The sequence below is a fragment of the Neisseria sp. HMSC061H08 genome (assembly GCF_001836795.1).
GTDB lineage: Bacteria > Pseudomonadota > Gammaproteobacteria > Burkholderiales > Neisseriaceae > Neisseria > Neisseria subflava_A.
In genome coordinates this window covers 114,579-136,540 of the sequence record NZ_KV830576.1, presented here as the reverse complement: position 1 = coordinate 136,540, position 21,962 = coordinate 114,579, and the positions used below count along the sequence as shown (strand labels likewise).

General features: G+C 51.5%; 23 protein-coding genes. 17 read left to right on the top strand and 6 right to left on the bottom strand.

Features of this window, described 5'->3' with window-relative positions; all coding sequences use genetic code 11:
- Nucleotides 1–109: 109 nt before the first annotated feature.
- The 3 genes from HMPREF2675_RS07290 to HMPREF2675_RS07280 form a co-directional block, all read right to left on the bottom strand.
- On the bottom strand, nt 110–1,345 hold the full coding sequence (locus HMPREF2675_RS07290; RefSeq protein ID WP_070814575.1) for a beta-ketoacyl-ACP synthase: 1,236 nt from the start codon (nt 1,343–1,345) through the stop codon (nt 110–112).
- A complete protein-coding gene (fabG, locus tag HMPREF2675_RS07285; RefSeq protein ID WP_070814574.1) occupies nt 1,339–2,067 on the bottom strand; it encodes a 3-oxoacyl-ACP reductase FabG in 729 nt (242 codons plus the stop codon). The genes HMPREF2675_RS07290 and fabG overlap by 7 nt, the downstream gene beginning before the upstream one ends.
- A 65-nt stretch (nt 2,068–2,132) precedes the next feature.
- A complete protein-coding gene (locus tag HMPREF2675_RS07280; RefSeq protein WP_107791848.1) occupies nt 2,133–2,621 on the bottom strand; it encodes a hotdog family protein in 489 nt (162 codons plus the stop codon).
- Nucleotides 2,622–2,731: 110 nt separating this feature from the next.
- Here HMPREF2675_RS07280 and HMPREF2675_RS07275 point away from each other — a divergent pair, with 110 nt between their 5' ends.
- The 7 genes from HMPREF2675_RS07275 to HMPREF2675_RS07245 all read left to right on the top strand — a co-directional run bounded on the left by HMPREF2675_RS07275 (nt 2,732) and on the right by HMPREF2675_RS07245 (nt 8,441).
- The gene (locus HMPREF2675_RS07275; protein ID WP_070814572.1) at nt 2,732–3,493 is read left to right on the top strand and encodes a beta-ketoacyl synthase chain length factor; all 762 of its coding nucleotides are present in this window, start codon (nt 2,732–2,734) and stop codon (nt 3,491–3,493) included.
- Nucleotides 3,490–4,248: a lysophospholipid acyltransferase family protein gene (locus HMPREF2675_RS07270; protein ID WP_070814571.1), complete on the top strand. Its 759-nt coding sequence runs from the start codon at nt 3,490–3,492 to the stop codon at nt 4,246–4,248. The genes HMPREF2675_RS07275 and HMPREF2675_RS07270 overlap by 4 nt, the downstream gene beginning before the upstream one ends.
- A complete protein-coding gene (locus HMPREF2675_RS07265; protein WP_003680822.1) occupies nt 4,245–4,505 on the top strand; it encodes a phosphopantetheine-binding protein in 261 nt (86 codons plus the stop codon). The genes HMPREF2675_RS07270 and HMPREF2675_RS07265 overlap by 4 nt, the downstream gene beginning before the upstream one ends.
- A gap of 12 nt (nt 4,506–4,517) precedes the next feature.
- Nucleotides 4,518–4,766, top strand: a complete 249-nt coding sequence (locus HMPREF2675_RS07260; protein WP_003680823.1) for an acyl carrier protein — start codon at nt 4,518–4,520, stop codon at nt 4,764–4,766.
- Between the two features lie 72 nt (nt 4,767–4,838).
- The gene (locus tag HMPREF2675_RS07255) at nt 4,839–5,378 is read left to right on the top strand and encodes a COG4648 family protein (protein WP_070814570.1); all 540 of its coding nucleotides are present in this window, start codon (nt 4,839–4,841) and stop codon (nt 5,376–5,378) included.
- 234 nt (nt 5,379–5,612) lie between these two features.
- On the top strand, nt 5,613–7,316 hold the full coding sequence (locus HMPREF2675_RS07250; RefSeq protein ID WP_070814569.1) for an ApeI family dehydratase: 1,704 nt from the start codon (nt 5,613–5,615) through the stop codon (nt 7,314–7,316).
- A gap of 36 nt (nt 7,317–7,352) precedes the next feature.
- Nucleotides 7,353–8,441, top strand: coding sequence for a FlxJ family methyltransferase (locus tag HMPREF2675_RS07245; protein WP_070814568.1), 1,089 nt, complete (start codon nt 7,353–7,355; stop codon nt 8,439–8,441).
- Nucleotides 8,442–8,532: 91 nt separating this feature from the next.
- Here the strand turns inward: HMPREF2675_RS07245 and HMPREF2675_RS07240 are convergent, their stop codons facing one another.
- Nucleotides 8,533–9,189 carry a cytochrome b/b6 domain-containing protein gene (locus HMPREF2675_RS07240; RefSeq protein WP_070814567.1) on the bottom strand — a complete coding sequence of 219 codons (657 nt, stop codon included), beginning with the start codon at nt 9,187–9,189 and terminating at the stop codon, nt 8,533–8,535.
- Nucleotides 9,190–9,242: 53 nt separating this feature from the next.
- Between HMPREF2675_RS07240 and HMPREF2675_RS07235 the strand changes: the two genes are divergently transcribed.
- On the top strand, nt 9,243–10,124 hold the full coding sequence (locus HMPREF2675_RS07235; protein WP_070814566.1) for an NAD(P)H-hydrate dehydratase: 882 nt from the start codon (nt 9,243–9,245) through the stop codon (nt 10,122–10,124).
- A gap of 149 nt (nt 10,125–10,273) precedes the next feature.
- Entirely contained in the window at nt 10,274–11,221 is a 948-nt protein-coding gene (locus HMPREF2675_RS07230) for a bile acid:sodium symporter family protein (RefSeq protein WP_070814579.1), read from the top strand.
- Between the two features lie 108 nt (nt 11,222–11,329).
- Here the strand turns inward: HMPREF2675_RS07230 and HMPREF2675_RS07225 are convergent, their stop codons facing one another.
- The gene (locus HMPREF2675_RS07225; RefSeq protein ID WP_070585678.1) at nt 11,330–11,893 is read right to left on the bottom strand and encodes a YceI family protein; all 564 of its coding nucleotides are present in this window, start codon (nt 11,891–11,893) and stop codon (nt 11,330–11,332) included.
- Nucleotides 11,894–12,171: 278 nt separating this feature from the next.
- On the opposite strand from HMPREF2675_RS07225, the gene ilvD reads away from it, so the two are divergent.
- The 7 genes from ilvD to ubiE all read left to right on the top strand — a co-directional run bounded on the left by ilvD (nt 12,172) and on the right by ubiE (nt 17,485).
- On the top strand, nt 12,172–14,031 hold the full coding sequence (gene ilvD, locus HMPREF2675_RS07220) for a dihydroxy-acid dehydratase (protein WP_070814565.1): 1,860 nt from the start codon (nt 12,172–12,174) through the stop codon (nt 14,029–14,031).
- A gap of 69 nt (nt 14,032–14,100) precedes the next feature.
- On the top strand, nt 14,101–14,232 hold the full coding sequence (locus HMPREF2675_RS11595; RefSeq protein WP_256388404.1) for a hypothetical protein: 132 nt from the start codon (nt 14,101–14,103) through the stop codon (nt 14,230–14,232).
- Nucleotides 14,233–14,300: 68 nt separating this feature from the next.
- A complete protein-coding gene (locus tag HMPREF2675_RS07215; protein WP_070814564.1) occupies nt 14,301–15,590 on the top strand; it encodes a CAP domain-containing protein in 1,290 nt (429 codons plus the stop codon).
- A 76-nt stretch (nt 15,591–15,666) separates the two neighbouring features.
- Entirely contained in the window at nt 15,667–15,900 is a 234-nt protein-coding gene (locus HMPREF2675_RS07210) for a cytochrome b6 (protein WP_070585675.1), read from the top strand.
- Nucleotide 15,901: 1 nt separating this feature from the next.
- Nucleotides 15,902–16,333, top strand: a complete 432-nt coding sequence (locus HMPREF2675_RS07205) for a gamma-butyrobetaine hydroxylase family protein (RefSeq protein WP_070814563.1) — start codon at nt 15,902–15,904, stop codon at nt 16,331–16,333.
- Nucleotides 16,312–16,734 (top strand): MBL fold metallo-hydrolase, encoded by a 423-nt coding sequence (locus HMPREF2675_RS07200; RefSeq protein ID WP_283127809.1) that lies wholly within the window; start codon nt 16,312–16,314, stop codon nt 16,732–16,734. Before HMPREF2675_RS07205 ends, HMPREF2675_RS07200 begins: the two co-directional genes overlap by 22 nt.
- Nucleotides 16,735–16,747: 13 nt before the next feature.
- Nucleotides 16,748–17,485: a bifunctional demethylmenaquinone methyltransferase/2-methoxy-6-polyprenyl-1,4-benzoquinol methylase UbiE gene (gene ubiE / locus HMPREF2675_RS07195; RefSeq protein WP_070814562.1), complete on the top strand. Its 738-nt coding sequence runs from the start codon at nt 16,748–16,750 to the stop codon at nt 17,483–17,485.
- 170 nt (nt 17,486–17,655) lie between these two features.
- Here the strand turns inward: ubiE and HMPREF2675_RS07190 are convergent, their stop codons facing one another.
- Complete coding sequence (locus tag HMPREF2675_RS07190) at nt 17,656–18,786, bottom strand: polyamine ABC transporter substrate-binding protein (protein ID WP_049322171.1); 1,131 nt, start codon at nt 18,784–18,786, stop codon at nt 17,656–17,658.
- A gap of 251 nt (nt 18,787–19,037) precedes the next feature.
- On the opposite strand from HMPREF2675_RS07190, the gene alaS reads away from it, so the two are divergent.
- Nucleotides 19,038–21,932, top strand: coding sequence for an alanine--tRNA ligase (alaS, locus tag HMPREF2675_RS07185; protein ID WP_070814561.1), 2,895 nt, complete (start codon nt 19,038–19,040; stop codon nt 21,930–21,932).
- The last annotated feature ends 30 nt before the right edge of the window (nt 21,933–21,962 follow it).

Sequence of the window (21,962 nt, the reverse complement as noted above, 5' to 3'; positions counted from 1 at the left end):
ATGTCTTAGTAGGAATTTAGGGGATTTTGGGGGATTTTGCAAAGGTCTCAGGCCGTCTGAAACTCAAAATAAGTTTCAGACGGCCTTTAATCATGAAATCAAGCAATGATTATTCTTGCCAACGTTTGAACACCAGCGAAGTATTGACGCCGCCAAAGGCAAAGTTATTGCTGACCACATAATCGGTTTGGATCTCGCGTCCTCCTGTTTGGATGTAATCCACCTTGCCGCAACGCGGATCGATGTTTTCCAAATTGACAGTCGGCGCAAACCAGCCATTGTTCATCATTTCGATGGTAAACCAGGCTTCCAATGCGCCGCATGCGCCGAGTGTATGGCCGAGATAGCTTTTTTGCGAACTCATCGGCACAAAACCAAACACTGCCTCAGTCGCCAATGTTTCGGCAATATCGCCTTTTTCGGTCGCCGTACCGTGGCCGCTGACATAGCCGACTTTATCAGGCGTAATATCGGCATCTTTCAGCGCAAGCTCCATACATTTTTGCATGGTTTCTTTTTGCGGCTGGGTAACGTGGCTGCCGTCGCTGTTGGCACCATAGCCGACAAGCTCGGCATAGATTTTCGCACCGCGTGCACGGGCGTGTTCCAATTCTTCCAATACAAAAATGCCTGCGCCTTCGCCGATGACCAAGCCGTCTCGAGCGTTGTCGTAAGGGCGCGGCGTCAGCTCAGGTTCGCCGTTGCGGCGGCTGGCGGCATAAAGTGAATCGAAAACATAAACTTCAGACGGACAAAATTCTTCGCCGCCGCCGGCCAGCATCATATCAATCAGGCCGTATTTAATCGCTTCGTAAGCATAACCAATGCCTTGGCTACCCGAAGAACACGCGCTCGAGGTCGGGATAATGCGGCCTTTCAAGCCGAAGAAAATACCGATATTGGCGGCAGTCGTATGCGGCATCATACGCACATAAGTATTGGCGTTGAAATTGCGCGATGTGCCTGTTATCAAAAGTTCGCCCATATCGCCGATGTCTTTGGTGCTGCCGACAGACGAACCACACGCCACGCCCATACGGCCGTCGGTAATGCTTTCATCACCCAGCAAACCCGCATCCGTCAAGGCTTGTTCCGCCGCATCGACACACAAATGCGACACACGCCCCATGCTTCTGAGCTGCTTACGTGTCCAGTGCTCTGGAGGGGAATAGCCTTCAATCGGCGCGCCCAGTTGCGCTTCCAATTCAGGAAAGCGTCCGCTCCAGTCCATGTATTTGACCGCGTTTTTTTCGGCTTTAAAGGCCGTCTGAATACTTTGCCAATCACGGCCGAAAGCGGTAATACCGCCGATACCTGTTACAACGACTCTTCTGGTATTCAACACAAACCTCCGTTCACAGCAATCACTTGGCGCGTAATGTACGCCGCTTTTTCATCCATCAAAAAGCGCACCGCATGCGCCACTTCCTCAGGCAATCCCATACGCGCGGCAGGGACGGCCTTTAAAATTTCTTCGACAGGTACGTTCTCATCGATAATATCGGTATCGATAAGGCCCGGTGCCACGCAGTTGACGGTAATTTTACGTTTTGCCAACTCAACCGCCAAGGCTTTTGCCGCGCCGATCAAACCCGCTTTGGACGCGCTGTAATTGACCTGACCACGATTGCCCGTCAAACCGGACACCGACGCCATGCACACAATCCGTCCTGCTTTGCGGCGGCGGATCATCGGCATGGTCAAAGGGTGCAACACATTATAAAAACCGTCCAAATTGGTACGCAGCACCAAGTCCCAATCATCATCAGTAAACGCAGGAAACGCATTGTCGCGCGTCAGCCCGGCGTTCAACACTACGCCGTAATACGCGCCGTTTGCCTCAATGTCTGCAGTCAAAATTTCACGGCAGGCTTCGCGGTCGGACACGTCAAACTGCAACACGCGCGCATTTCTACCCAACGCACGGATTTCTTCCACTACAGCTTCCGCTTCATCACGACGGCTGCGGCAGTGGACGACAATATCAAAGCCGTCCTGCGTCAAACCAAGCGCGACGGCTTTGCCGATACCGCGATTAGACCCTGTAATTAAAATAGTTTCACTCATACGTTTTCTCACTATATCGACAGGCCGTCTGAATCTTTGTCTTTTCAGACGGCCTTGTAAACGGTTTAAATGATTTGACCGTCTTTCGGACTGTACACATTTAAAGAAGCTTTTGCCAGCAAACCGTCCGGCGGCAACAGGTGCTTCACATCTTCCGGCGCATCCGTCCAGCGCAACTCGCAATCAAATACGCCCATGCCGCCCAAATCCTGAATGGACACATGCGCCCTGACTTCCAGCTCAGTACCGACAGGCACGGAATCGGCAAACAAATCCAGCTTGCGCGTTCCCAATAAAAAACCCAAGCGTACAGGCTCTCCGGCCTTTAAAGCCTCAATGCCTGCAAACGCGCCTATGCCCTGAGCCATCAATTCCATATAAGCCATAGACGGCAACACGCCGTCCTGCAGCAAAATATGCTTGTCGCTAACCGGCGCACGGCAAACCGTATAGTCATCGCCAAATTCTTTCACACAGTCGATAAGCACCATATGTCCGCTGTGCGGAAGCAGCGGAGCCACATCATAAATCGGGGCACTCGGTATTGAAGGCATAAAATGTCATCCGGGAATAAATTACGTTACAATATGCATTATAACAGAGCCTAGCTTTTACTAACCCATTTCATTACAATGTATGAAAATGTAAAACATTGAAAGACATCATGCCTCAAAACGTTTGCCGTTTCAGCTTTAATATCGCCGCATGGCAGGCCTCCTCCAGCAAAATCAGTACGCCGGAGCAATGGCAGGACTGGGCGCAGGGAAAACTCGATACCGCCTCACTGCCGGAGTGCAAACCCGCGCTCTCCTTTTTGCAGCCTATGCAACGCCGCCGCCTGGGAAAAGCGGCGCGCTTGGTTTGCGATGCCGCATGGAATCTGGCCGACCAATATCCCGAAAGCGTACCGGTGTACGTTTCGCACGACGGCGAAAGCAACCGCAGCTTTGAATTGTGGCAAGAACTTTTAAACACGCATACCGTATCGCCGACCTCATTCGGCCTGTCCGTCCACAACGCAACGATTGGGCAATGGTCAATGTTGCACAAAGACATGAGTGAGCATACCGCGTTGGCCGTTGCCGCCGATTCCTTTGAAACCGCGCTGACCGAGGCATTTGCGCTTTTGCAAGACGGCGCGCCATCTGTTTTAGTGATTGTCGCCGATGATCCGTTGTCCGAAGACTATCCCGTCTTGGCTACACGTGCGCCGTTTGCCTATGCATTGGCACTGGTAATCACAAAGGGCGAAGACTATACCTTAAGCTTGGAAACCACATCCGCAAGGCCGTCTGAAAACCCTAACGATACAACAGTCGAGCCCTATTGGAGCAGCCTGGAGTGGGTACGCTTCCTGCTTTCAGACGACCGGCAACACACGCAACACTATATCGGCAGAAACTGGCACTGGCAGAAAAACGCATGAAGACTTTAGACTATTTCCGTCGCTTTTTTGCCACACTCTTCGGCTTCATCCTCTTCGGCGTTGCAGGCGTATTGTTCAAAATCGCACTCTTGCCCTATACGCTCAAATCGACCAAGGGCGACATCAAACGCCAACTTGAAGCAAGGCGCATGATAGGCAAAGTTTGGCGTTTCTTCGTCGGCTACCTGCAATGGTCAGGCGTATTGAGCGTCCGCTTCAACGGCTTGGAAAAACTCGGCAAACCCGGCCAGCTCATCCTTGCCAACCACCCCTCGCTTTTGGATGTTGTTTTACTGATCAGCCACTTCCCCGACCCGAACGTGTTGGTCAAAAAAGACCTGTTGCACAACCCCAGCATGAAAAGCCAAATTATCGCTTCAGGCTACATTCCCAACGACGAAAGCATGGAAATGTTGGAAGAAATCGACGCCGTGTTCAAAAGCGGGCAAAGTCTGCTGATTTTCCCCGAAGGCACGCGCACAGGTTGGGACGGACAGGTTAAAATGCACCGCGGCGCCGTATCACTCGGTTTGCGCAGCGCTTCAGTCATCACGCCCGTGTGCATCAAGATGACGCCGCCCAATTTTAAAAAGGGGCAACCGTGGTACAAAATCCCGCCACAAAAAATTCATTATGAAATTACCGTCGGTGACGACATCCTGCCGGAAGAATGGCTGGCAGAAAAACCCCTGCCCATCGCCGCACGACGTTTAAACGAATACCTGCAAGACTATTTTACAAGGAAAACCACATGAGCAATTTAGAAAACCAAATCAAACAATTAATCATCGACAGCTTAGGTCTGGAAGACATTACCGTTGCCGACATCGGCAGCGAAGATCCGCTTTTCGGCGACGACGGCCTGGGTCTGGATTCGGTTGATGCATTGGAACTTGGTTTGGCCGTACAAAAAACCTTCGGCTTCCAGCTCGACGGTGAAAACGACAACCTGCGTGAAAACTTCGCCAACGTCAAAACTTTGGCCGAGTTCGTCAAGAGCCGCCAAGCATAAGGGAGAGAGAAGATGACCGAACAAGAAGTACGCACCCTGCTGACCGATGCACTGGTTAACCTGTTTGAAATCGAACCGGAACGTATCAAACCCGAAACCAACCTCTACGAAGATTTGGAAATCGACAGCATCGACGCCATCGACCTTATCGACCACATCAAACGCGAAACCGGCCGCAAACTGCAAGCCGAAGACTTCCGCAATGTGCGCACCGTAGAAGACGTGGTTCAAGCGGTTTTGAAAGTACAACAAGATTCCTGATTCCGCTTTGAATCAACATATTTTCAGACGGCCTTGTCAATCGGCAAGGCCGTCTGAAAATCAATCACAACCATGAAAATATTAGGAAAACTCCTACTGACCCTCGCCAGCCTCGCCTATCCGCTCCTATGGTATTACGGCAGGGAAAACGGCGCATTTTTCTGGCTTGCAGCGGCCATGTGTGTGTTATGGTTGATACGCGCCGCCATGCCACAAACCACGGCACAACGCATTACGGCCATTATCCTTGCCGCTTTTTTTGCGGCGGTACTAGTTTTCAGACGGCCTGACTCGATGTATTGGTATCCCGTTGCCGTCAACGCGCTGATGCTTGCCGTTTTCGGCGGCAGCCTGTTTGCCAAACAAACCGTTATCGAACGCCTTGCCCGACTGCAACACCCCGACCTGCCGCCCGAAGGCGTGCGCCACACCCGGCGCGTTACGCAAATCTGGTGCGCGTTCTTTATCTTCAACGGCGCAACCGCCGCCATTTTGGCAGGCTTGCAATATTACGATTGGTGGGCAGCTTATACAGGCATTGTGTCGTATGTGTTAATGGGAATCTTATTTGCCGGAGAGTGGATTTATCGGAAATTGGTTTTGAAGGTTTAATCCATTAAAAATATTTCATCAATTATCAGCCTTTTTGTAGACGGACAAAACGGCAAAACCGATCGGTTACTCCATTGCTTCAAAAGAAGTGAAAGCCATTCATTGGAAGGGTGGCAGGCAAATGATTACGAATTGGTACGCCAAACGACAAACAAACAATACGATGAATGCTTGGCACAAATCAAAGAAGAAACCAAGGCAAATACATCGAAATTATAAAACCTTAGAACCATCATGCACCTAACCCGAATCCTATCCCCCAACCTACCCCAACACGACCTTATCGCCACCCATCCGAATTGGACGCGTGCTGATTTCAACCGTGCGGTTTTCCATCTGTCAGGCCGTCTGAAAGAGGCAGGCATGCAAACGGCCGCGTTGTGGTTTGACGATGCCGCGCTGTTTGCCTGTGCCGTGTTGGCAGTATGGCATTCTGGCGGAAAGGTTTTATTGTTGCCCAATTTGGCGCAAGACAATTTGGAATGGGGAAAAACGGCAGAAGCGTTTTTAACAGATTCAACAGATAAAAAGCTGTCTTCAGACGGCCTGAACATCTGGCACTTGCCTGATGTATTAGCTAAAACAGATTTGGAAGAGCTGGGCACCTATCCTGAAAACCATCTGATTCCCGACCATGCCGAAGCATGGCTGAAAACATCAGGCTCCAGCGGCGAAGCGCAGATTATTGTGAAAACCGCCGCGCAAATGCAGGCAGAAGCCCTGACTTTGGCAAATACGCTGCCATTTGGGCAACACGGTGAAACCGTGGTCGGCAGCGTGATTCCGCAACACCTTTACGGCTTCACGTTCCGCTTCGCACTCGCGCTGACAATGGGTTGGACTATGGAGCGGCAGCAGGCGGTGTATCCGGAAAACCTGCTTTCCAGCACGGCCGCACACGATAAAGTGGTTTGGATTGCCAGCCCGGCCGTACTCAACCGCTTGGGCGAAAACCGCAACTGGCAAAGTATCGGCCATAAAATTGCAGGCATTGTCTCGGCTGGCGGCGCATTGCCCGCAGCCACAGCGGATTTGCTGCAACAGGCTGCCGTCCGCCCGTTTGAAGTCTATGGCAGTACCGAAACCGGCGTGATTGCCTCACGTTGCGAATGCCAAGAATGGCAGCCTTTCAAGGGCGTGGAAATCGGGCAAAACGAAGAAGGCGCACTTTGGGCTTCTTCGCCTTGGTCGCCCGAACGCCGTCAAACAGCCGATTTGATCGAGCCGCAAGATGACGGTTTTCTGTTACTCGGTCGCCAAGACCGCATTATTAAATTTGAGGACAAACGCGTGTCGCTGACCCAAATCGAACACGAACTTTTACAACACCCTTGGATTGCCGACGCCCACTGCGGCCGCCATCCGCAGCATCAACGCATTGCCATATGGGCGGCATTAAATGCAGACGGTATCGCCGCCTTGCGCGAGAAAGGCCGTGCTGCGGTTGCCGATACGCTCAAACGCCACCTAGCCGCCACGCAGGACACCATTGCCCTGCCGCGTTACTGGCGTTTTACCGACAGCCTGCCGCGCAATGCCCAAGCTAAAATCGCCGCAGCGGATTTTCAGACGGCCTTTACCGTTGCCCAAACTTCGCCCGTTTGGTCGAAAACATCATCTGACGATGAAACTAATACCGAAACTTTTATCGGGCGCGTGCCTTTGGATTTGGTTTATTTCGGCGGCCATTTTGCCACCTTCCCGCTGGTTCCCGGCGTGGTCGAGCTGCAATGGGTGCGCAACCTGATCGCACCGCATCCATGGAGTAAACAGCGCGTTATCCGCATCGAAAATCTAAAATATCAGCAGTTTATCCATCCTCACGATGAAGTGTCGGTAGAGCTGAAATTTGATGAAGGTAAAAACAAACTGAGCTTTAAAATCAACAACGGAGAGCATCCGTGTGCATCAGGACGGATTGTGTTTGAGGCCGTCTGAATATACTTATTAACTTTTTAGTGGAAAACCAACAATATGCAACTCTTCCCTGCCCTAGAACAACGCTATTCCCACGAACACCAGTCCGCAGGCGAGGCTCAACGTCTGGCTCAAGAAATCGCTTTTGCACCGATTGTGTTCCAAGTTTCCCGCCTGATGGTGAAATTTGGCATTCTGGACCTGCTGAACGACCATCCAGACGGCCTCACTCAAGCCGAAATCGCCGAAAAAGCGAAAATCAGCAACTACGCGGCACAAGTCCTGCTGGAAGCCTCGCTGTCTATCGGTACCGTCTTGACTCGCGACAACCGCTATTTCATCAGCAAGGCCGGTTGGTTTGTCCTCAAAGACAAAATGGCCCGCGTCAACATGGATTTCACGCAGGAAATCTGCTACCAAGGTATGTTTGACTTGGAAACAACCCTGCAAACCGGCAAGCCCGAAGGCCTGAAAGTATTCGGCGACTGGCCGACCATTTACGAAGGCTTGTCTTCATTGCCAAGCATCGCGCAGGAAAAATGGTTTGCATTCGACCATTATTATTCCGACAACTCCTTCGCCGAAGCACTCAACACCGTGTTCGCCAAACCGGTTAAAAAACTGCTCGATGTCGGCGGCAATACCGGCCGCTGGGCGGAGCAATGCGTCAACCACAATGCCGAAGTTGAAGTAACCATCATGGATCTGCCGCAACAAATCGGCTTGATGCGTGAGGCAACCAAAGGCAAAAACGGCGCGGACCGTATCCACGCCCATCCGGCCAACCTGCTTGATCCTGAGATTCCGTTCCCAACCGGTTTTGACGCGATTTGGATGAGCCAATTCCTAGACTGTTTCACCGAAGAACAAGCCACCAGCATTCTTCAACGCGCCGCTGCATCCATGAGTGAAAACACCAGCCTCTACATCATGGAGCCTTTCTGGGACAGACAACGCTACGAAACCGCCGCCTACTGCCTGACCATGACCAGCCTGTATTTCACTGCCATGGCCAACGGCAACAGCAAAATCTTCCACTCTGAAGACCTGATCCGTTGCGTTGAAAAAGCCGGATTGAAAGTAGCGGAAATTTCAGACGGCATCGGTCGCGGCCACAGCATCTTGCGCTGCGTTAAGGCCGTCTGAACATTATCTTTTAAACCCTACAAAGAAACCGACCCCGACAGCCATTTCAGCTATCAGGGTCGGTTTGTTTTTAGGTAACAGCCTTAAAACATCAGCCGCGCAACATCCATACTGCGCACACTACCGCAATCACCACCAACAAAGCAGCAAACAGTTGCCCCACTCCGGCCAATTTAGGCTGCTTGACATCGATGGTTTTAAAGCCGTTAATCATCGGCGTAATCAAATCCTGTTTTTTCACAAAGCGATACAGCAAAACAGCCGCGATATGTACGCCCGCCAAAACAGCTAAGACATTAAAGAAATTGACATGGATTTTTCGCGCCAGCGTACCGGCGTGTTCGCTGACCAAATGATTCAAAAAGCCGGAATTGGTAAACGTATTTTCATCGGCGGCAAATAAGCCTGTGGCCGTCTGAAAAACCAACGCGGCCAATAAAGCAATGACCATCAGCGCGCCCAAAGGATTGTGGCCGACCAATTCGTCTTCAGACATTTGGCCTTGCGTGTAGCGGCGGATTTCGGAAAACGGACGCACAAATCGGCTGAATTTTGCCGTATCGCTGCCCCAAATCCCCCAGCACAAGCGGAAAACTACCAAAGCCAGCATCAACAAGCCGCCGCGCAAGTGCCATACCAGCATATCGCCGCCTTGGGTTGCGCTGTACCACATGAATCCCATCAATAACACCAAGAGCCAATGGAACAGGCGCGTGGATGCGTCCCAAACTTTTATTTTTTGCTTCATTACCTTTTACTTTCTGATTTAAAATTAAATCTCTTATCTTGGAAGGTTACGCCATGCAGCCCATCTACACGCTTCCCGAATCGCTTCAAGCTTTTCAGACGGCCTTAGCATTTCCCGACGTATTCCGCCCCCGCGCCCAAAAATCACACAAAGGCACATACGGCACGCTTGCCATTATCGGCGGTACAACAGGAATGAGCGGCGCGGTGGTTTTGGCAGCCACAGCCGCGATGTATCAAGGATGCGGCAAGGTTTGGGCAGGCTTCAACCAAGCCACGCTGCCCTTTGCCATTATTCCCGAACGCCCTGAAATCATGCTCGCCACTACGGCCCAACTGATGGAGCGCAACGATGTCAGCGCGCGCGTAATCGGCTGCGGCTTTGGCTTGGACGGATTATCAGAGCAGCTGCTGCACCAAATCCTGTCTACACACCATAACCAGCCTTTATTACTCGATGCAGATGCTTTGACACTGCTTGCCCGTTCTTCCGAATTAGCCGAACGCCTCAAATCGTACAAACATATCGTCCTGACACCTCATCCGGCCGAAGCTGCACGCTTACTTGGTGTCGATACCCAATCAGTTCAAACCGACAGGCAAAAAGCCGTAACTGAAATCAGCCGTAAATATGGTGCGACCGTCGTATTGAAAGGCCACCATACATTGGTGGCCACGGCAGACGGCATAGTCTATACCAACACCAGCGGCAATGCCGGTTTAGCCACCGCAGGCAGCGGCGATGTCTTGAGCGGCATTATCGGCAGCCTGCTGGCGCAAGGCATTCCAATATTCCAAGCCGCCTGCGCCGGCGTATGGCTGCATGGTGCGGCGGCCGATGTCATCAAACACAGCAGCCAAATCGAAACCGGTATGCTCGCTGGAGAAATCGCACCTGCCGCCCGATGGCTGCGCAATATTTTATCAAAAGAATAATGCCGTCTATATAGCAAATACAAATCACAGGCCGTCTGAAAATCAATTCTTATCTTCAGACGGCCTTATTTATTCTAATCCATTTTGCAAATTAAGGTTAAGGCGTGTATCCTTGGTTTCCTTTAAAAACAACTTCACAACATATCATCATGAATACCCTCAACAAAATCAGTAATTTTATCGGAAAGACCTTTTCCCTCTGGGCCGCGCTCTTTGCCGGCATCGCTTTTTTCGCACCCGACACCTTCAAATGGGTCGGCCCTTACATTCCTTGGCTACTGGGCGTCATCATGTTCGGCATGGGCTTAACCCTCAAACCCTCCGACTTTGACATTTTGTTCAAACACCCCAAAGCCGTCATTATCGGCGTGATTGCCCAATTCGCCATCATGCCTGCGACTGCCTATCTGCTGGCCAAGCTGTTGAACCTGCCTGCCGAAATCGCGGTCGGTGTGATTTTGGTAGGCTGCTGCCCGGGTGGTACGGCCTCCAATGTGATAACCTATTTGGCACGCGGCAATGTGGCTTTGTCGGTTGCCGTTACATCGGTTTCCACCCTGATTTCCCCATTGCTGACTCCTGCCATCTTCCTGATGCTTGCCGGTGAAATGCTGGAAATACAAGCGGGCAGTATGTTGATGTCCATCGTCAAAATGGTTTTGTTCCCCATCGTTTTGGGCTTGATTGTCCATAAAGTCTTGGGCAACAAAACTGAAAAACTGACCGATGCGCTGCCGCTGGTTTCCGTTGCCGCCATCGTGCTGATTATCGGCGCAGTCGTCGGCGCCAGCAAAGGTAAAATTATTGAAAGCGGCCTGCTGATTTTTGCCGTTGTCGTACTCCACAACGGCATCGGCTATCTGCTCGGCTTCTTTGCCGCCAAATGGACCGGCCTGCCTTATGATGCACAAAAAACGCTGGCCATCGAAGTCGGTATGCAAAACTCAGGCTTAGGCGCCGCCCTTGCCGCCGCACACTTTGCCGCCGCGCCGGTCGTTGCCGTTCCCAGCGCATTGTTCAGCGTGTGGCACAATATCTCCGGCTCGCTTCTGGCAACTTATTGGGCAGCCAAAGCCGATAAAAATAAAGAATCCTAAACGTCTTTAATCATAAGGCAATCATAAGGCCGTCTGAACAGGGATAAACGAAATCAACGATTTCTGCCTTACCTGTTTAGACGGCCTTTATTTTGAAATCAAACAGGATTATTGTTTGGCTGCTTCGATTTGGATATTGATGTTTACTTTTTTGCTCATACCGGCACTTACCAAATAATCCAAGCCCCATTTGGTACGGTCGATGGTGGTGCTGAAGTCGCCGCCACACACTTCTGCTTTTAACATCGGGCTTTGGTAGCAGTTGAATTTGTCGGCTTTGAGTTTTACCGGCGCAGTTTTGCCGTTCATGGTCAGATTGCCGTCAACGGAAAGCAGTTTTTTGCCGTTGAAATTGAATTTGGTGGATACAAAACGGATTTCAGGGTATTTGTCTGCATTGAAAATATCGGCAGATTTCAAATGTTGGGTAAAGTGATCAGAACCGGTTTGCAGTTTGGACAAAGGCAATACGATATCGATAGAGCCTTGGCGTTTGGCACGATCAAATTCCAAATTGCCGGTCAAACCATAAATACCGCCGACGTTGGTGCTGGTGTTGAAATGGTCGATGGCAAAGCGGGCATTGGCATGAAATTCGTCCACTTTATAAACAGCGGCAGACGCAGCAGAAGCCAACATGGCAGAACACAATGCAAACATGATTTTTTTCATCGTCTTATCCTTAGAAATGTGAGAAGTTCCCTATCATATCACTTTTTGATGCCAACATCTTTTGCAAATGAGAAAGACAACGTTTCATCCTAAGAAAACTTCAGGCCGTCTGAACGAGAGGACAGCAAATTCAGGTGAAGCAAACACAGTTTAGTTTTATTACAAAATAGCGTGCTTCATCGCTCGTAATTGGTATAAAATACCGAGTTATTTCTACAACGGGCCGCCAATTAACCAGCCTATTTCAGACGGCCTCAGCATAAAACAAAGGAACAAAAATGCCTGAATACCGCTCCAAAACCTCTACCCACGGCCGCAATATGGCAGGCGCGCGCGCATTGTGGCGTGCGACCGGCGTCATGGAAACCGACTTCGGCAAACCGATTATCGCCATTGCCAACTCCTTCACCCAATTCGTCCCAGGCCATGTGCACCTGCACAATATGGGCCAACTGGTTGCCCGTGAAATCGAAAAAGCCGGCGGCATTGCCAAAGAATTTAACACCATCGCCATTGACGACGGCATCGCCATGGGCCACAGCGGTATGCTCTACTCCCTGCCCAGCCGCGACCTGATTGCCGACTCCATCGAATACATGGTCAACGCCCACTGCGCCGACGCACTGGTGTGCATTTCCAACTGCGACAAAATTACCCCGGGCATGCTGATTGCCGCCATGCGCCTGAATATTCCGACCATCTTCGTTTCCGGCGGCCCGATGGAAGCCGGTAAAGTTATCGGCGTGGCCAATATTCAGCCCGAACGCCGTTTGGACTTGATCGATGCCATGATCGAATCGGCTGACGACAATATCAGCGACAGACAAGTCGAAGAAGTCGAGCAAAACGCCTGCCCGACCTGCGGCTCCTGCTCCGGTATGTTTACCGCCAACTCCATGAACTGTCTGACCGAAGCGCTCGGCCTTTCCCTGCCGGGCAACGGTTCTTATCTGGCTACCCACGCAGGCCGCAAAGAATTGTTCCTCGAAGCCGGCCGTATGATTGTCGAAATCACCAAACGCTACTACGAGCAAGACGACGAAACCGTGTTGCCGCGCAGCATTGCCACTAAAAAAGCGTTTGAAAACGCCATGACCATGGACATCGCCATGGGCGGCTCTACCAATACCATTCTGCACCTGTTGGCCGTTGCCAACGAAGCCGGTGTCGATTTCAAAATGGCCGACATCGACCGCCTGAGCCGCATTGTGCCCTGCATCTGCAAAACCGCCCCAAACAACCACGACTACTACATGGAAGACGTACACCGCGCAGGCGGCATTTTCGCCATCCTGAAAGAATTGGACAAAGCAGGCAAACTGCACACCGACGTGTATACCATCCACGCACCGACGCTGAAAGACGCGATTGAAAAATGGGACGTGACCAACCCTGAAAACACCCACGCCATCGAGCGTTTCAAAGCGGCTCCCGGCGGCGTGCGCACCACTCAGGCGTTCTCGCAAAACCGTATGTGGAAAACCCTCGACCTCGACCGAGAAAAAGGCTGTATCCGCGATGTCGAACATGCCTACTCGCAAGACGGCGGTTTGGCAGTATTGTTCGGCAATATCGCCGAGCGCGGTTGCGTGGTAAAAACTGCAGGCGTGGACGAGAGTATCCTCAAATTTACTGGCCGCGCCCGCGTGTTTGAAAGCCAAGAAGACGCAGTCGAAGGCATTTTGGGCAACCAAATCGTCGCCGGCGACATCGTTATCATCCGCTACGAAGGCCCTAAAGGCGGCCCGGGCATGCAAGAAATGCTCTACCCGACTTCTTACCTGAAATCCAAAGGTTTGGGCAAAGAATGCGCCCTTCTGACCGACGGCCGCTTCTCCGGCGGTACTTCCGGCCTGTCCATCGGCCATGCTTCGCCTGAAGCGGCTGAAGGCGGCGCCATCGGTTTGGTACACGAAGGCGACACCATCGAAATCGACATTCCAAACCGCAGCATCCACCTTGTCATTTCCGATGAAGAGCTTGCCGCACGCCGTGCCGAAATGGAAGCACGCGGCAGCAAAGCGTGGAAACCGGAAAACCGCGACCGCTACGTCTCCGCAGCCCTGCGTGCCTACGGCGCGATGGCGACTTCTGCCGACAAAGGCGCAGTACGCGACGTATCGCAAATCGAACGTTAATTAACCTGACTTTAAGGCCGTCTGAACGCTTTCAAGTGTTTCAGACGGCCTTCATTCAAACGGACCAATATGGACAAATTCATTTTAGCGATGATCGGCATGGCCATTGCCCTGCTGATTATTATTGGCGGCGGATTTATCGCTGTCGAATATTTCAAATCCCACCCTGAAGCATTCCAAGTCAAGCCGCTATCAAAATAATCATGTAGCGGCATGAGTTTCAAGAGGAAAGAGCCGTAGCTCAAGGCCGTCTGAACGCAGCATATATAATGAAACACATTCTTTACTGGCTGGGCGGTTTTGCCGTCGCCCTCGGCATATTCCAATACTACGAAACCCATCGCTATTCCGAAGACCAGCTCATCTATGCCCAAGCACCGCAAAATCGTACTGCCGTGGCCGATTTTGACGCCTTGGCGTATTTAAACTTCCTCCGCGCCTCAGCCAACCTGCCCGCACTGGCGCACTCGGCCACACTCGAACGCGCCGCGCGCAATCATGCCCGCTATTTGTTGCAAAACCCCGACGACGGCCATGACGAACACAATACGCGCAATCCCTTTTATACAGGCCCACGCCCATCAGACCGCACGCGCAAAGCCGGTTATGCCTATAAAGGCGTGCATGAAAACGTCAGTACCGGCCAGCACCCGCCAAACGAAAAAATCAACGACCATCTACCTGCCCAACATCAGCTGGACAATCTGATGACGGCGATTTACCACCGTTTCTCCTTGCTCGATCAAAATATCGACGAAGCCGGTGCAGCATTTGAATCGCAAGGCAAACAAATCGCGCTGAGCATCAATCAGGGCGACAGCAGATTCAACAGCCTCTGCCAAAAAAACCGCCCTCTCTCCGACCTCAGCCGCTCGTTTTATCAAGATGCCTGTCATGGTCATGCTATTGTTTATGCAGATGAAATTTCCAACCGCAAACTCCGGCCTTACATCACCTATCCGCAAGGCAACTTCGCCTTGCCGGTTTTCCACGGCGAGCGTCCCGACCCTATGCCGCATTATGAAATGACCGGCAATCCGGTCAGCATCGCCTTCTCCGAACAATCGCCCCCGGTCAAAATGCGTTCGTTCAAACTGTATCAGGACACAAAAGAAATCAAAGACGTCAAAATCTTAGATAAAGATAATGACCCAAACCGCCTCCTGACCGAACGCCAATTTGCGCTGTTTCCTTTACAGCCCTTGGAATACGACACCGAATACCGTGCCGTGTTCCAATACCGTCAAAACGGAAAAGACAAAACGGCCGAATGGACATTCAGCACGCAAAAACCCGATTATCCTTACTTCATCGTCAAAGGCGGCGAAACACTGGCCATCGAATCCGGACAAAAATATTTTATCCATTGGCAAGATTTCTGGTGCTTGAAGCAATGCGAACGCTACAACTACCGCATGAACCGCGACACCCAACTCGACATCATCGAGCGGCAGGCCGGCGGCATCATTATCCGTGTCAACGGAAGCAAAGGCAGCAGCATCCGCTTAATGCCCGAAGGCGAAGATAGGCGCGCCATTACACTTTATTTATGGAAATAAAGCCGTTTTCAGACGGCATGAAGCACCAAAAAGCTGATAAAATACCGCCTCACCACCCTACGGCAAGCTATCCAATATGACCAAACATCCTCAGACAGCAGCCAATACCCGCTATGCCTTTGCCAGCATTGCCGCCATGTTGGCCGCGTTTTTACTGTTCGTTGCCGTCATGTTGCTGCCTTTGGGGTTGACGGCGGGCACGCAAGTGAGCCTGATACGGTTTTCACTCTACGCAATCGTGCTGTTTGCCGTACTTGGCGGTATTTTTTCTGTACGCGTTGCCTATTTGCGTAAAAAGAACGGAGCATGACATGACCCAAGCCGATAAAATCCCACAAGAAATCCGCCTTCAGAAAGAGCGGCGCGTACTGACTTTGGTCTACGTTGACGGTGCCAAGAGCCTTCCTGCCGAATACCTGCGCGTGTACTCGCCCAGCGCGGAAGTGCGCGGACACGGTCCAGGTCAAGATGTTTTGCAAACAGGCAAAGCCGAAGTCAGCATTACCGATTTAGACCCCGTCGGCCAATACGCCTTGAAAATTACTTTTTCAGACGGCCACGATAGCGGCCTTTACGACTGGGACTATCTCTACCGACTGGCTCACAATCAAGATGTGCTTTGGCAAGACTATCTCGACCGCCTCGAAAAAGCCGGCGCGTCCAGAACGCCAAGTGCTGAAGATTTGAAACCCAAACACACACATTCCTGCGGTAGCGGCGGTTGCGGCGGAAAGGCCGTCTGAAAAAAGGCGAGACCGTAGCATTCAACGACGGCAGAATCATTGACGGCAAAGCATTCCTCTCTCTGCCCCAAAAAGGACGAGTAGTGGCTATCTTCGGCGATACCAAAGCCTGCCTGCAAGCAGTACGCGCCACGCAAAATGCAGATGTTTTGGTGCATGAAGCAACCTTTGCGGCAGGCGATGAAGAGACAGCGGAACGAGTGTTCCATTTGACCGTATCCGATGCCGCCAAGCTGGCTTTACAGGCCAATGTGAAACAACTTTACCTGACCCACATCAGCGCACGTTATACCGAAGAAGGGCAACGCCTGATGCTGGAGCGGCAGGCACAAACTATATTTCCCGCGTCGAAAGTGGTTGGCGATTTCGACGTATTCGATACTGAATCCGTATTATTTTAAGAAGGCAGACACTATGAGCGACCACAAAACCCATTTCGGCTTCACTACCGTTGACGAAGACGAAAAAGCAGGCAAAGTTGCCGAAGTCTTCCACTCCGTGGCAAAAAACTACGACATTATGAATGACGTAATGTCCGGCGGTCTGCACCGCGTTTGGAAACATTTCACCATCAATACCGCCCGTCTGAAAAAAGGCGACAAAGTATTGGATATCGCCGGTGGTACAGGCGATTTGTCCCGAGGCTGGGCGAAACGTGTGGGCAAAGAAGGCGAAGTTTGGCTGACAGACATCAACTCCTCCATGCTGACCGTCGGCCGCGACCGCCTGCTCAACGAAGGCGTGATTCTGCCCGTATCGTTGGCAGACGCTGAAAAATTGCCGTTCCCCGACAACTATTTCAATCTGGTTTCCGTCGCATTCGGCCTGCGCAATATGACGCACAAAGATGCCGCGTTGAAAGAAATGTACCGCGTGTTGAAACCGGGCGGCACCCTGCTGGTGTTGGAATTCTCCAAAGTGTACAAACCTTTGGAAGGCGTGTACGACCTCTACTCTTTCAAACTGTTGCCGATTATGGGCAAACTGATTGCCAAAGATGCCGACAGCTACCAATACCTCGCCGAGTCCATCCGCATGCACCCCGACCAAGAAACCTTGAAACAAATGATGCTGAATGCAGGCTTCGACAGCGTGGATTACCACAACATGAGCGCAGGCATCGTTGCCCTGCATAAAGGCGTGAAATTCTAAGGCCGTCTGAAACAAACACAAAGGGCGTGATTGATAGACACGCCCTTTGTTTTTTTCAAACCTTATTCAAGCCAGTCTGACACAAACCAAAGGCCGCCTGAACAGCCGTAAAACGAAATCAAGGATTTCGGTTACACCATTCAGACGGCCTGAATATGATTCAAATCAGCTTATTTTCCTGCTTTCACGCTTTGCCATTGGCGGACCATAAATTTCAACGCCGCAGGTTGAATAGGCACCATGATAAAGCTGTTTTTCAAATCTTCATCAGTCGGGAAAATCGTATTGTCGTTTCTAAACTCTTCATCCATCAGCTCCTGAGCTGGTTTGCTGGACGGCGCATAAGTAACAAAATTGCCGTTTTTCGCCGCAACTTCAGGATCTAAGAAATCATTGATATACGCATGGGCATTGGCCACGTGTTTGGCATCTTTCGGAATCACAAACGAATCCACCCAAATTCCCACGCCTTCTTTCGGCATCATCACACGGATTTTTTCCTTGCCGCCCGCTTCTTCGGCACGACGTTTGGCAATGTTCAAATCGCCGCCAAAACCAATTGTTACGCAAGTATCGCCGCGCGCCAAATCATCGATAAAACCGGACGAGGTAAAACGCTTGATGTACGGACGGTTTTTCTTCAAGACTTCCGTAGCCGCCTTAATATCCACCGTTTCACTGCTGTTTGGATTTTTACCCATATAATTCAATACCATAGGATAAATCTCTGCCGCGCTGTCCAAATAGCTGATGCCGCATTGCTTGAGTTTGGACGTGTATTCGGGGTTAAACACCAAATCCCATTGATTGTCCGGCAGTTTGTCCGTACCCAAAGCCTTTTTCACACGCTCGGTATTGATGGCAAAAGTGTTAGTCCCCCAATAAAACGGAACGGCATATTCGTGGTTCGGATCAACGCCTTCCATCAGCTTCATCAACTGAGGATTCAAGTTTTTATAGTTGGGAATCAGGGATTTGTCGATTTTCTGATACGCACCTGCCTTAATCTGCCTACCGACAAACGCATTGGATGGACCCACGATGTCGTAACCCGACTTGCCGGTCAACACCTTGCTCTCCAGCGTTTCATCGCTGTCATATACATCATAAGTTACTGAGATACCGTGTTTTTTCTCAAACGCGGCAACCGTCTCGGGATCGACATATTCCGACCAGTTGTAAATGCTCAATACCTTTTGATTATCGGTTTGCGCCGCCTTGTCGGCAGAAGTTTTGTCCGAGCCGCCGCAGCCGGCCAATGCCAGCGCAGTCAGTACGATGAGGGGCAGATGTTTGGCCATTATCATTCCTTGCGTATCCGGTTGAAAAGAGAAAGGCATTATAAAGCAGGCAAGCCGGGGCGGATAGGCTTCATTGCTAAAAGATATCGACCCGCTTGAAGCCGTCTGAAAGACAGCTTGCCGCCAACTTAAAACCTTTCTGCCGATAGCTTGAAATATGGTTTTGCGGTAAGATAACGCCCATTCGTTTTTAATCGCAACGCGCCGTCCGGGCCGTCTGAAATCTTTGTACAAAATTTTATCGAGACATTATGAAAACCACCGAACTACGCCAAAAATTCCTGAAATTTTTCGAATCTAAAGGCCACACCATCGTCCGCTCCTCCTCGCTCGTGCCACACGACGACCCAACCCTGCTGTTTACCAACGCAGGTATGAACCAATTTAAAGACGTATTCCTCGGCTTTGACAAACGCCCCTACAACCGCGCCACTACCGCGCAAAAATGCGTACGCGCAGGCGGCAAACACAACGACTTGGAAAACGTAGGCTACACCGCCCGTCACCACACCTTCTTTGAAATGATGGGCAACTTCTCCTTCGGCGACTACTTCAAACGCGATGCCATCCACTTCGCTTGGGAATTCCTGACCTCCCCCGAATGGTTGAACATCCCTAAAGACAAACTGTTGGCAACCGTTTACGCAGAAGACGACGAAGCCTACAACATCTGGCTGAACGAAATCGGCATGCCTGCCGAACGCATCGTCCGCATCGGCGACAACAAAGGTGCGAAATACGCATCCGACAACTTCTGGCAAATGGGCGACACCGGCCCTTGCGGCCCTTGCTCCGAAATTTTCTACGACCACGGCGAAGAAATCTGGGGCGGCATTCCGGGCAGCCCTGAAGAAGACGGCGACCGCTGGATTGAAATTTGGAACTGCGTATTTATGCAGTTCAACCGCGACGAACAAGGCAATATGAATCCGCTGCCCAAGCCTTCCGTCGATACCGGCATGGGCTTGGAGCGCATGGCCGCCGTCATGCAGCATGTTCACAGCAACTACGAAATCGACTTGTTCCAAGACCTGCTCAAAGCCGTTGCCCGCGAAACCGGCGCAGCTTTCAGCATGGAAGAACCCAGCCTGAAAGTCATCGCCGACCACATCCGATCCTGCTCCTTCCTGATTGCAGACGGCGTGATGCCGTCCAACGAAGGCCGCGGCTACGTATTGCGCCGCATCATCCGCCGCGCCGTGCGCCACGGTTACAAACTAGGCCAGAAACAGGCGTTTTTCTACAAACTCGTGCCCGATTTGGTGAAAGAAATGGGCGCCGCGTATCCTGAGTTGAAAGAGAAACAGACACAGATTATGGAAGCCTTGCGCGCGGAAGAAAGCCGCTTCGGCGAAACGCTGGAAAAAGGCATGGGCTTGTTCAATCAAGTGTTCAACGGCATGAAATTCTTGAAACTGGAAAGCCTGCTGCCGCAAGATGGTGCGGGCAAACCTCTGACATTGAAAACCGCAGATGGTGTGGAATTTACCGCCGCTTCCCGTGTTGCTCCGAGCAAAAAGCAAATCGTTATCCGTCCTCGAGTTTCAGGCAGCCTGAACGAAGGCATGTATATCGATTTGCAGGCTGCTTTGGAAACCGCCCATATTCCCGACGCGAAAAAACCGTTTGCCGAAGCCTTGAATACCTACTTGATGGACAACATCGCCAACAGCAAACTCGTTATCGGCGGCGAACACATCTTCAAACTCTACGACACCTACGGTTTCCCCTACGACCTAACCGCCGACATGGCGCGCGAACTGGGCATCGAACTGGACGAAGCAGGCTTCGAGCGTGAGATGGAAGCCCAACGCGCACGCGCACGCGCCGCACAAAGCTTCAAAGCCAACGCTCAACTGCCTTACGAAGGTCAGGACACCGAGTTTAAAGGTTATAGCGAACGCCAAACCGAATCCAAAGTCCTCGCCCTCTACAAAAACGGCGAGCAAGTCAACGAATTGAACGAAGGCGACGAAGGTGCCGTCGTTATCGACTTTACCCCGTTCTATGCAGAATCCGGCGGCCAAGTCGGCGACGTCGGCTATATCTTCGCAGGCGAAAACCGCTTTGAAGTACGCGATACCCAAAAAATCAAAGCGGCCGTATTCGGCCAATTCGGCGTACAAACTTCAGGCCGTCTGAAAGTCGGCGACAGCGTTACTGCCAAAGTGGATGACGAAATCCGCAATGCCAATATGCGCAACCACAGCGCGACCCACTTGATGCACAAAGCCCTGCGCGACGTATTGGGCGAACACGTTGAACAAAAAGGCTCTTTAGTTACCGCCGAATCCACCCGTTTCGACATTTCCCATCCTCAAGCAGTAACTGCCGAAGAAATCGCCGAAGTAGAACGCCGCGTCAACGAAGCCATCTTGGCCAACGTTGCCGTCAACGCCGCCATTATGAGCATGGAAGATGCCCAAAAAACCGGCGCCATGATGCTCTTCGGCGAAAAATACGGCGACGAAGTACGCGTACTGCAAATGGGCGGTTTCTCTACCGAATTGTGCGGCGGTACACACGTTTCACGCACCGGCGACATCGGCCTCTTCAAAATCATCAGCGAAGGCGGTATTGCTGCAGGCGTGCGCCGTATTGAAGCCATCACCGGCCTGAACGCACTCAAATGGGCGCAAGAACAAGAGCGTTTGGTGAAAGACATTATTGCCGAAACCAAAGCCCAAACCGAAAAAGACGTACTGGCGAAAATCCAAGCAGGCGCGGCACACGCCAAAGCATTGGAAAAAGAATTGGCACGCGCCAAAGCCGAACTCGCCGTCCACGCAGGCGCCAAACTCTTGGACGATGCAAAAGACTTGGGTTCAGCCAAACTCGTTGCCGCACAAATCGAAGCCGATGCAGCCGCCCTACGCGAAATTGTGACCGACTTGACCGGCAAATCAGAACAAGCCATCGTATTGCTCGCCGCAGTCAACGACGGCAAAGTCTCCCTGTGTGCCGGCGCATCCAAACCGTTGACTGCCAAAGTCAAAGCAGGTGATCTGGTTAAATTTGCAGCCGAACAAGTCGGCGGCAAAGGCGGCGGCCGTCCTGACTTGGCACAAGCCGGTGGTACTGATGCTGAGAAACTGCCTGAAATGCTGGGAACCGTGGAAGGTTGGGTGAACAGTAAGCTGGTTTGATAAGTGATGTATTAAGTTAAGTAGAGAAGG